10 protein-coding genes are annotated in these 10337 nt (G+C 64.1%); 1 reads left to right on the plus strand and 9 read right to left on the minus strand.

The features are described from left to right. The 5 genes from EOA36_RS16060 to EOA36_RS16080 form a co-directional block, all read right to left on the minus strand. Nucleotides 1–798, minus strand: a 798-nt coding sequence (locus EOA36_RS16060) for an ATP-binding cassette domain-containing protein (RefSeq protein ID WP_127278473.1), incomplete at its 3' end; no start/stop codon positions are given. A gap of 10 nt (nucleotides 799–808) precedes the next feature. After that, nucleotides 809–1510, minus strand: a complete 702-nt coding sequence (locus EOA36_RS16065) for an isochorismatase family cysteine hydrolase (protein ID WP_127278474.1) — start codon at nucleotides 1508–1510, stop codon at nucleotides 809–811. 31 nt (nucleotides 1511–1541) lie between these two features. Beyond that, nucleotides 1542–2468 carry an ABC transporter permease gene (locus EOA36_RS16070; RefSeq protein WP_127278475.1) on the minus strand — a complete coding sequence of 309 codons (927 nt, stop codon included), beginning with the start codon at nucleotides 2466–2468 and terminating at the stop codon, nucleotides 1542–1544. After that, nucleotides 2468–3592, minus strand: coding sequence for an ABC transporter permease (locus EOA36_RS16075; RefSeq protein ID WP_127278476.1), 1125 nt, complete (start codon nucleotides 3590–3592; stop codon nucleotides 2468–2470). The genes EOA36_RS16070 and EOA36_RS16075 overlap by 1 nt, the downstream gene beginning before the upstream one ends. 15 nt (nucleotides 3593–3607) lie before the next feature. Continuing rightward, nucleotides 3608–4735 (minus strand): BMP family ABC transporter substrate-binding protein, encoded by a 1128-nt coding sequence (locus EOA36_RS16080; RefSeq protein ID WP_127278477.1) that lies wholly within the window; start codon nucleotides 4733–4735, stop codon nucleotides 3608–3610. A 335-nt stretch (nucleotides 4736–5070) separates the two neighbouring features. Between EOA36_RS16080 and EOA36_RS16085 the strand changes: the two genes are divergently transcribed. Then, the gene (locus EOA36_RS16085; RefSeq protein ID WP_127278478.1) at nucleotides 5071–5742 is read left to right on the plus strand and encodes a GntR family transcriptional regulator; all 672 of its coding nucleotides are present in this window, start codon (nucleotides 5071–5073) and stop codon (nucleotides 5740–5742) included. Between the two features lie 75 nt (nucleotides 5743–5817). Here EOA36_RS16085 and EOA36_RS16090 read toward each other — a convergent pair whose 3' ends face one another. The 4 genes from EOA36_RS16090 to EOA36_RS16105 all read right to left on the minus strand — a co-directional run. Further along, complete coding sequence (locus tag EOA36_RS16090) at nucleotides 5818–6729, minus strand: ABC transporter permease (protein WP_127278479.1); 912 nt, start codon at nucleotides 6727–6729, stop codon at nucleotides 5818–5820. Then, nucleotides 6726–7826, minus strand: coding sequence for an ABC transporter permease (locus EOA36_RS16095; RefSeq protein ID WP_127278480.1), 1101 nt, complete (start codon nucleotides 7824–7826; stop codon nucleotides 6726–6728). The genes EOA36_RS16090 and EOA36_RS16095 overlap by 4 nt, the downstream gene beginning before the upstream one ends. Then, nucleotides 7823–9346, minus strand: coding sequence for an ABC transporter ATP-binding protein (locus tag EOA36_RS16100; protein WP_127278481.1), 1524 nt, complete (start codon nucleotides 9344–9346; stop codon nucleotides 7823–7825). Before EOA36_RS16100 ends, EOA36_RS16095 begins: the two co-directional genes overlap by 4 nt. 2 nt (nucleotides 9347–9348) lie before the next feature. Continuing rightward, nucleotides 9349–10337, minus strand: a 989-nt coding sequence (locus EOA36_RS16105) for a BMP family ABC transporter substrate-binding protein (protein ID WP_145969186.1), incomplete at its 5' end; no start/stop codon positions are given.

Raw genomic sequence — 10337 nt, forward strand, 5'->3', positions numbered from 1 at the left:
CTTCAGCACGATCTCGGCATCCGGTTTTGGCGCCGCACGGCTGTCGAGGGCGGCGATCGGCTGGTCGCCGATCATCATCGCGGCCATCGCCTTATGGTCCAGGTTGGCGACGCGGCCGGTTCCCGTCAGCTTGCCCTTGCGCAGCACGCTGACATCGTTGGCGAAGGCGGTCACCTCATGGAATTTGTGCGAGATCATCAGCACGGTGAGGTCGCCGGCTTTCGTCATGTCGCGCACAAGCCCCAGCACCTCTTGCGCCTCGCCGGGCGTCAGCACCGAGGTTGGCTCGTCCAGCACCAGGAATGAGCGGCCAAGATAAAGCTGCTTGATGATTTCGAGCTTCTGCTTTTCGCCAGCAGCAAGCTCCGCCACCTTGACGTCGAGCGGCAGCTTGAACGGCATGCGCTCCATGAACACGGCAAGGTCGCTGCGCTCCTTGCGCCAGTCGATGATGCCAGGAACCTTCTCGCGCGAGATGACGAGGTTTTCCGCCCCTGTCAGCGACGGCACTAGGGTGAAATGCTGGTAGACCATGCCGAGCCCAAGCGCCGAAGCGTCACGCGGACTGGCGATTGCCACCTCGCGGCCGTCGACCAGCATGTCGCCTGATGTCGGGTGATAAAAACCCATCATGCATTTGACCAGCGTCGACTTGCCGGCGCCATTCTCGCCAAGCAGCGCGTGAAAGGAACCTGCCGGCACTTTCACCGACACGGCGTCCAGCGCGGTGAAGCCGCCAAAGCGCATGGTCATGCCGATGGTTTCGACGCCGACGGCTTTTCGGACGCTGTCGCTCATCGCGGCCTCCTCATGGCAACTGAGCCACGAGCGCCGTCGAATTCGACACCGTGCCGAAGACGCCGCCTTGCATCTTGATCATCTTGATCGCCGCCAGATGGTTGCCGTGGTCGGTCGCCCCGCAGCAATACTCCAGCATCATGCATTCATAGCCGCGGTCATTGGCCTCGCGCATTGTGGTGTGCACGCAGACATCCGTGGTGATGCCGGTCAGTACGATGTTCTCGATGCGGCGCTGGTTGAGGATCAGCTCCAGGTCGGTGGCGCAGAACGAGCCTTTGCCAGGCTTGTCGATGATCGGCTCGCCCTCGATCGGGTAGAGGTCGGGGATGATGTCCCAGCCCGGCTCGCCGCGCACAAGGATGCGCCCGCACGGGCCGGCATCGCCGATACCGGCATTGATGCGGCGCGAACGCCAGCGCTTGTTGGCCGGCAGGTCGGCGAGATCGGGCCGGTGCCCCTCGCGCGTGTGGATGATGGTATACCCCTTGGCCCGCATCGCCGACAGCACCGCCTTGATCGGTTCGATCGGCGCCCGCACCAGCGATAAATCGTAACCCATATGGTCGACATAGCCGCCTGGCCCGCAGAAATCGGTTTGCATGTCGATGATGATCAGCGCCGTGTTGTCGGGCCGCAGGTCACCATTGTAGGGCCACGGATAGGGCTCGGCATCGATGGTGTGCTGGGCAATCTCGGCTCTGGCGTTCATAGGCAAAACTCCAGTCATTTGGTGCCAAGTCTCATTTGGTGATCGACAATTCGCCTGGCGCGCCGGCAAGCGTTCGTGTCGGCGAGGAGGTGACGATCATGATGATGAGGGTGAGGATGTAGGGAGCGGCGTAAAACAGGTAGTAGCCTTGCGTGACGCCGACCGATTGCAGCGCCGGGCCGAGCGCGCCGGCTCCGCCGAACAAAAGGGCCGCGGCAAAGCAGCCGAGCGGGTTCCAGCGCGCGAAGATGACCAGCGCCACCGCCATCAGACCCTGGCCTGACGAGATGCGCTCGGTCCAACTGCCGGGATAGTAGAGCGATAGGTAGGCGCCGCCGATGCCGGCCAGCGCGCCGCCGACGCCGGTGGCGAGCAGCCGCACCGTGTCGGGGTTGAGGCCCATGGCGCGTGCTGCATCGGAACTGTCACCGACGACACGCACTATGAGGCCGGCGCGCGTGTTGCGGAACGCCCACCACAGTATGACGGAAAGCACCGCGCCGATCAGGAACAGCACGTTGACGTCGAGCGCCGCCTGCACCTGCGGGATATCGGACCAACCGCCGAACGGAATGGCCGGCAGGTTGGGCGCCTTCGGCTTGATGAACGGCTTGCCGAAGAAGAAGGCGAGGCCCGAGCCGAACAGCATCAGCGCGATGCCGATGGCAATGTCGTTGACCCCACGAAATTTGCAGATCCAGCCATGGAACAGGCCGAAGAACAGGCCGGCGAAAGCTGCGGCAAGCAGGCCGAGCCACGGCGAGTTGGTCATCACCGCGACCGCATAGGCGGTCATGGCGCCGAAGACGAGCGTGCCTTCCAGCCCCAGATTGATGCGGCCGGAACGCTCGGTGATCGCCTCGCCCAGCGAGACGAAGATGAAGGGCGTCGACACGCGGATGGCGCCGCCCAGAATGGCCAGCGGCACGCCCCAGAGGCCGATCTCGGTCGCGTCCATCAGGAGGCCCTTTTCCAGAGGTCGGGATTGAAGGCCTTGAAGCGGCCGTAAAAGGTTTCGCTGAACAGGATGACGATGAAGATCATGCCTTGCAGCACCAGCACCGTGGCGTCGGGCAGGTCCATGCGGCGCTGGATCAACCCGCCCGAGGCGTCGATGCCGCCAAGCAGGATGGCGACCGGAATGATGGCCAGCGGGTTGTGGCGGGCGAGGAAGGCGACGAGGATGCCGGTGTAACCATAGCCGGCGGCGAGCGAGGCATTGGCGCTGCCTTGCACGGCGGCGACCTCCAGCATGCCGGCAAGCCCGGCGAAGCCGCCCGCCAGTGCCGTGAAGCCGATGATGAGCGGCCCGACGGCCAGCCCCTGCACCTGCGCCGCGCGCACATTGCCGCCGGCGATGCGCGCGGCGAAACCCCAGCGGGTCTTTTCGATGAGCACCCAGGAGAGAACGCAGGCGACCACGCCAACGACCAGCCCCCAATGCACGTCCATGCCCGGAATGTTGCCGATGCGGTAGATGTCCGCCAGCGGCTGGGTCGAAGGTTTGTTGAGCGAGGCCGGGTCGCGCAGCGGCCCTTCCACCAACTGGTTCATCAGCGCGATGGCGATGTAGGCCATCAGCAGGCTGGAGATGGTTTCGTTGACGGCCCGGTAGTGGCGCAGCGCGCCGACGGCACCGATCCAGATGCCGCCGGCGGCCATGCCCGCCACGCCCATGGCAAGAATGACGATTGACGATGGCGAGCCGCTGAGCGCCACGCCGATGGCAGCAGCACCAACGCCGCCCAGCACGATGGCGCCCTCACCGCCGATGACGACGAGGCCAAGCCGCGCCGGGAGTGCCACGCAGAGCGCCGCCAGAAGCAGCGGTGCGGCCCGCGACAGCGAGTTCTGGATCGAGAACCAGGAGCCGAAGCCGCCCCGCCACATGGTCTCGTAGAGCAGGATCGGCGACTTGCCGACCAGTGCGATGAACAGGCTGAACAGCGCCATGCCGACGACAAGTGCTGCGAGCGGAATGACGAAGGCTTCCGCCCGCCGCGCGATCCATTCCAGCACCGGAGGATATCCCCTGGCGCCGAAGAGTGCCGGCATGCCGGCCCCTGTCACCGTGTCCACCATCGTCCCACCCCCAGATCAGGCGGTCGAGCCGACGACGCCCTCGACCAGATAGTCCATGCTTTCGAGCTCGATCGCTGTCTCCGGGAAAGCCTGCCCCGCAGTGGCGACGACGGCGCCCTTGTTGCTCTTCAGCGGTCCCTTGATGACGGCGAAGCCGCCCTTCATCATTTCAGCCAGGGTGGCGTCGAACTGCTTGCGGCCTGCTTCGCCGACGGCGGGCCCTAGCGGGCTCATCTTGACGAAGCCGTCGGCAAGGCCGCCACGCGTGAAGTTGGGCAGCGGCGTGCCGGCGACGAGATCGTCGACGAACATCTTGTAGACCTTGGCCCAGTTCCACTCGGCGCCGGTGAGATACTTTTCGGGCGCCAGCGGGCTCTGGTTGGCATGGTAGCCGCAGACGAAAGCGCCGCGCCCGGCGGCGGTTTCGACCACCACTTTCGGGCTGTCGACATGGCAAGTGATGACATCGGCGCCCTGGTCGACCAGCGCGTTGGTGGCTTCCGCCTCCTTGACCGCCAGAGACCACTCGCCGGTGAAGATGACCTGGCAAGTGATGGTCGGATCGACCGAGCGCGCGCCGAGCAGGAAGGAGTTGATGTTGAGCAGCACCTGCGGAATGGGCTTGGCCGCGACGAAGCCGAGCTTCTTGGTCTTTGAGGTGTGGCCGGCGACAACGCCGTTGAGATACTGGCCCATGCCGATATAGCCGAAATAGGAGCCGGCATTCATCGGGTGCTTCGCCTTGTCCCACATGCCGCCGCAATGGCGGAACTGCACGTTGGGGAATTTCGCGCACATGGCCAGCATGTGGGGGTCGAAGTAGCCGAAAGAGGTCGGGAAGATCAGCGAGGCGCCGTCGAGATTGATCATCGATTCCATCGTCTTCTGGACGTCGACCGTCTCCGGTACGTTCTCCTCCTCCACGACGGTAATGCCCTCGATGGCCTTCAGCGTCGCCGCACCTTCGGCATGCGCCTGGTTGTAACCATAGTCATCCTTCGGCCCGACATAGATGAAGCCGACGGTGGCGCTGGCGGCAAAGGCCCTGCTGACGGGAAAGGCCGCGGACGCAAGCCCGAGTGCCGCTCCGGCGGCGGAGGTCTTGAGCAGCTGGCGGCGGCTAAGCAAGAATCGGTCGGTCATTTCTTATGCTCCCCTGTAGGACCTTTTCCGGGTCGGTTAACGCCTTCTCAAGAAAGTGCATGCAATTGCTATGCCAATCCAGAAATTAAAATTTACCCAATAAAATCAGTAATAATATCTTTTGGCATTGCACAATCGAAAGGCAACTGCATGCACTTTTTGCCTTGAAATCAGACAATTTGACAGGAAGATTAAAACATAGGCATACAGGGTACGACTGAGTCGGAAGCGGACTTTCGTTCGGCCGGTTCATGGTCTGGAAATGAAAACGGAGGCTTGGAGGAGGCGTGTCGGGAAAGCGCAGCTTGGTCCGATTGGGAACGACCGTTGATCAGATGGTGAGGGCCATCGGCGACCGCATCGTCACCGGCGTACTGCGCCCTGGTGAAAAGCTCGACGAAACCTCGCTTGCCGCCCGCTTCGAGGTGTCGCGCACCCCTGTGCGCGAGGCGCTCGGACAGCTAAGCGCCATGGGTCTGGTTGAAAGGCGACCGAACAGAGGCGCCATCGTCGCCGTCGTCACCCAGGAATATCTCACCTCGATGTTCGAAAGCATGGCCGAACTTGAAGGCATATGCGCGCGCTTCTGCGCCGAGCGCATGACCGTCAGCGAGCGCCGCGCGCTCGAGGCCGAGCACGAGGCCTCGGCACGGCTGGTGCGGCTGGGCGCCGAGGAAGACTATGAATATTTCAACACCGAGTTCCACAGCCGGCTCTATCGCGGCGCTCACAGCACGCACATCTATGAGCTGACAGCGACGACGCGCAGCCGTCTTGCCCCTTTCCGGCGTGCCCAGTTCAGGTTGGCCGGACGCCTTGCCAAATCCTGGCAGGAGCATGACGCCATAGTCACCGCGATCCTGCGTGGCGACAGTGCCGCTGCGGGGGCGGCCGCAAAGGACCATGTCGCAATCGTCAGCGTGGCAAGCGCAGTTTTTGCCGTCGGTGAGCAGCCAAGTGGCCCAAGAGCAGCAACGCCATTCGCCGCCACCTTATCAGGCAAATGACCTGAGCTTCTGAGGCTCATCCACTTTCGAGTATGTTGGCCCCTGAGGCCTGCTCACAAGCGGCATTGGAATTGCTCAGTGTTCGAAAGGCTCTCCCAGCGAAGCCACGCCGTTGAGCTTGAGCAGGCGCCGGTTCGAGGAAATGACGCCCAGCACGACGATTGTCACGAGATAAGGCAGGCTCGACAGAAGTTGCGAGGAAATGTCGAGCCCGGTCGCCTGGGCCGCGAGGCTTGCGAGGGAGACGGCGCCGAAGAGGCAGGCGCCGAGGAAGATACGGCTGGTGAGCCAAGTGCCGAAGACCACGAGCGCGATTGCGATCCAGCCGCGCCCGGCGATCATGCCGTCGGCCCAGAGCGGCGTGTAGACCACGGCCGCGTAGGCACCGGCGAAACCCGCAAACGCGCCGCCGAAAGCGACAGCGGCGAAGCGCACGGCGATCACCGGATAGCCCAGCGCATGGGCCGCCTTGGGATTCTCGCCGACGGCGCGCACGACAAGGCCGGTCTTGGTGTAGGCGAATATCGCCCAGATGGCGACGGTCACGGCCAGCGAGAGCCACACGATGACGTCCTGAGCGAAGAGGCCGCCGATGACCGGGATATCTGAAAGCCAGGGCAATGAAAGCTTCGGCAGGCCCTTGACCGTAAGGCTCTCATAGCTCTTGCCGAACAATGCCGAGAGGCCCTGGCCGAGTATGCCTATAGCGAGTCCCACCGCGACCTGGTTGGCGCGGAACCCCAGCGCGATGATGGCAAAGACAAGGGAAAGAGCCGCGCTGGCGAGGCCCGCGGCGAGGAAACCCAGGAGGTGACCGCCGCCATGATAGACGATGATGAAGGCGACGACCGCTCCCATGGCCATCATTCCCTCCACGCCGAGATTGAGGACGCCGGCCCGCTCGGCCACCATTTCGCCCAGCGCGGCCAAAAGGAACGGCGTGGCCGCCGCCAGCATTCCGGCGACGATGAACTCGAGGGCATTCATGGAGTGCTTCCGTGAGCGGCATGGCGCCATTCGAGCCGGTAGCGGACGAAGGCGATGGCGACGAGATAGGCGAGCAGCAGGCTGCCCTGGAAGACCCGGACAGCGGCGATCGGCAGATTTGCCGAGACCATGGCGTTGTCGCCGCCGATATAGAGGGCCGCCATGAGCAGCGCGGAAAAAACGATGCCTATCGGGTGAAGGCCACCGAGATAGGCCACGATGATGGCGGCGTAGCCGTAGCCGGTCGAGATGGAGCGCTGCAACTGGCCGAGCGGCCCGGCCACCTCGGCAGCCCCGGCGAGGCCAGCCGCTAAGCCACCGATGAGGAGCGAAAGCCAGATCGCGCGTCCTTCGTTGAAGCCGGCGTATCCGGCCGCGCGCGGCGCAAGGCCGCCGACCTGCAGCTTGTAGCCAGCGAAACTCCTTTGTATGAAGACCCAGGCCGCGAGGGAGAACGCGAAGGCGATAAGCAGCGAGACGTTGACGCGGGTGCCGGGGATCAGGATCGGTACCATCGCGTCGTACTGGAACATCACCGACTGCGGGAAGTTGAAGCCGGCCGGGTCCTTCCAGGGGCCAAGAAGCAGATAGTTGAGAAGTTGCGCCGCAACGAGCGCCAGCATGAGCGACACGAGAATCTCGTTTGCGTTGAGCCGCACGCGCCAGAACGCCGTGAGCGAGGCCCAAAGCGCGCCGCCCAGCGCGCCGAGGACGAGCATGGCGGGCCAGATCCACTGACCTGTTGCCTGCGGGAGCCAAATGGGAATGGCCGACGCGAAGATCGCGCCGAGGATGAACTGGCCCTCGGCGCCGATGTTGAAGATCTTTGCGCGAAAGCCGATGGCAAGCCCCTGCGCAATCAGCAACAGCGGCCCCATCTTGAGCAGGACTTCCGAAAACGAGGCCCAGGACAGGAAGGGCTCAAGAAGCATCGCTTGGAAAACGGCGACCGGATCGCGGCCCATCAGGAGGTAGAGCCCGAGATTGAGCAGCGTCGCCGCGCCGAGTGCCGCGGCCGGTGCGGCCAGCTTGATTGCTGGCGAGGCGTGTTCACGTCGAATCAGCACGGGAAGGGAGGGTCGGAACGAAGCGCTCATGCGGGGATCTTTTCGGCCGTCGAATGCGCGCCGATCATGTAACGGCCGATCTCCTCGGGCCTGGTGTCGCGCGTCACTAGCGGCGCGCTCAGCCGACCCTGATGGATCACCTGGATCGCATCGCAAAGCTCGAACAGTTCCTCCAGTTCCTCCGAGATGACCAGAATGGCCATGCCTTCGTTGCGCAGGGCGACAAGGCGCTGGCGGATGGCGGATGCCGCGCCGACGTCCACTCCCCAGGTGGGCTGCGCCACAAACAGCAATTTAGGGGACAGCATAATCTCGCGGCCCACGATGAACTTCTGCAGATTGCCTCCCGAAAGCGCCCCCGCCTCGGCCTCGGGACCCGGTGTACGCACGTCGTACTGCCGCACGCAGTCTTCTGTGAAGGCCTTCGCACGGGCCGTGTCGACGAGGCCGCGTTTCAAGAGGCCGGAGGGATGTGCGGTCAGCAGGCTGTTGAGGACGAGCGACATTTCGGGCACCGCGCCACGGCCCAGCCGTTCCTCCGGAACGAAGGCGAAGCCCAGCCGCCGGCGGGCAGCCGCATCGAGCGCGCCGACATCCTTTCCCATGATGAAGATACGCTGTGACTGTTCGCGCGGCAGCATCGTCTCGCCCGAGATCAGCGCGGCGAGTTCGCTCTGCCCGTTACCCGAGATGCCGGCGATGCCGAGGATCTCGCCCGCCCGGACCGTCAGGCTGACATCGGAAAGCGCCGCGGCGAAGGGATCGTCGGGTCGATGGTCGAGGCCGACGATTTCAAGGCGCTTTTCCCCGCCGGAATGTGCGACTGCCGGCATGGGCTGCGGCATGTCGCGGCCGATCATCATGCGGGCGAGGTCGTGCGCGTCGTGGTCGCGGGGATCCACATTGCCGGTGATGTGACCGCCGCGCAGGATGGTCGCGCGGTCGCAGACCGCACGGATTTCCTCCAGCTTGTGCGAGATGAAAAGGATGGACACGCCGCCGTCGCGCAGCCGCCGCAATGTCTCGAAAAGCTTCTCCACCGATTGCGGCGGTAGGACGGAGGTCGGTTCGTCGAGGATCAGGAGCTGCGGTTCGGTCATCAGGCAGCGGATGATTTCCACCCGCTGCCGCTCTCCAACCGAGAGCGCGTGCACATGGGCGAGCGGATCGACTTCCAGGCCGAAGTCGCGGCCGAGCTTGCAGATGCCTTGCGCAAGGTCCGATTTCCTCCCGGGCACGACCAGCCGGACGTTCTCCACCACCGTCAGCGTCTCGAACAACGAGAAATGCTGGAAGACCATGCCGATCCCCTTGCGCCTCGCATCCGCCGGGGACGCGAGCGCCAGGGGGTCTCCTTTCCAGGTCGCTGTTCCGGCGTCCGGCTGCTCGACGCCGTATATGAGCTTCATCAGCGTCGATTTGCCCGCACCGTTCTCTCCGAGGATCGCGTGGATAGAGCGCGGAGCCACGTCCAGATCGATGTCCCGATTGGCATGGATCTGGCCGTAGCTCTTGGAGATGCCGCGCAGCGACAGGAGCGGGGCGGTCATGGTTACTTGGGCAGCGGCGTGGTGACACCCTTGACGTGCCAGTCCATGGCGACGATCTCGGCCACGGTCATAGTCTTGCCGGCGGGGACGCCTTCGCTGCCGTCGGCCTTGGCGATCGGACCGGCAAAGGGCGAGAAGCTGCCGTCGGCGATCTTGGCTTCGACTTCCTTGATCTTGGTCATGATGTCTGCCGGGATGCCCGGGTTCCAGTCGACGACCTCGACGACCTTGTCGCCGACCCCAAGGAAGGCGCTGGCGCCCTTGAAGGTACCAGCAAAGTGGGCGTCGACCGAGGCTTTGAAGAAGGGCGACCAATCGGTCGCCACGCAGCCGAGATAGGTCTTGGGCGCGTATTTCTTCATTGACGAGTTGAGGTTGAAGGCGGGGATGCCTGCCTCTTCGCAAGCCGCGACGACGGAAGGCGTGTCCTGCGCGTTGGAGAAGATGACGTCGCATTTCTGCGCCAGCAGCGCCTTGGCGGCTTCCTGCTCCTTGGCCGGGTCGAACCAGGAATTCACCCATACGACGGAAACCTCGACATCGGGCTTCACAGCCTGCGCACCCAGCGTGAACGCGTTGATGGAGGTTATCAGCTCGGGGATGGCGAAGGCCGACACCGAGCCGAGCTTGCCCGTCTTCGAAAGCGAGGCCGCCGCCATGCCCATCAGATAGGTGCCCTGGGAATATTGTGCCGCGAAGGGTGAGAAGTTTGGCGCCACCTCGAAACCGGACGCGTGCAGCACGGTGACATCGGGATTGCGGCGCGCGATCTGCAGGGCGCCGTTCTGATAGCCGAAGGAGCCGGCGATGAGGACCTTGTTCCCGTCCGCGACCGCCTTGTTCATGATGCGGTCGGCGTCGGGGCCTTCCTGAATGTTTTCGAGGATGGTGACCTTCACCTTGTCGCCATAGGCGGCCTTGACCGGCTCGAGCCCGTCGGCCAGCGCACGGCCCCAGCCGACGTCGCCGACCGGCGAGGGGACCACCAGCA

This window comes from Mesorhizobium sp. M8A.F.Ca.ET.021.01.1.1, from assembly GCF_003998025.1.
Lineage (GTDB): Bacteria > Pseudomonadota > Alphaproteobacteria > Rhizobiales > Rhizobiaceae > Mesorhizobium.

Excerpts from the sequence above, each read along its gene's own strand:
- EOA36_RS16065 (WP_127278474.1), bottom strand. The coding sequence starts at position 1,510 with ATGAACGCCAGAGCCGAGATTGCCCAGCACACCATCGATGCCGAGCCC.
- EOA36_RS16070 (WP_127278475.1), bottom strand. The coding sequence starts at position 2,468 with ATGGACGCGACCGAGATCGGCCTCTGGGGCGTGCCGCTGGCCATTCTG.
- EOA36_RS16075 (WP_127278476.1), bottom strand. The coding sequence starts at position 3,592 with ATGGTGGACACGGTGACAGGGGCCGGCATGCCGGCACTCTTCGGCGCC.
- EOA36_RS16080 (WP_127278477.1), bottom strand. The coding sequence starts at position 4,735 with ATGACCGACCGATTCTTGCTTAGCCGCCGCCAGCTGCTCAAGACCTCC.
- EOA36_RS16085 (WP_127278478.1), top strand. The coding sequence starts at position 5,071 with ATGGTGAGGGCCATCGGCGACCGCATCGTCACCGGCGTACTGCGCCCT.
- EOA36_RS16090 (WP_127278479.1), bottom strand. The coding sequence starts at position 6,729 with ATGAATGCCCTCGAGTTCATCGTCGCCGGAATGCTGGCGGCGGCCACG.
- EOA36_RS16095 (WP_127278480.1), bottom strand. The coding sequence starts at position 7,826 with ATGAGCGCTTCGTTCCGACCCTCCCTTCCCGTGCTGATTCGACGTGAA.
- EOA36_RS16100 (WP_127278481.1), bottom strand. The coding sequence starts at position 9,346 with ATGACCGCCCCGCTCCTGTCGCTGCGCGGCATCTCCAAGAGCTACGGC.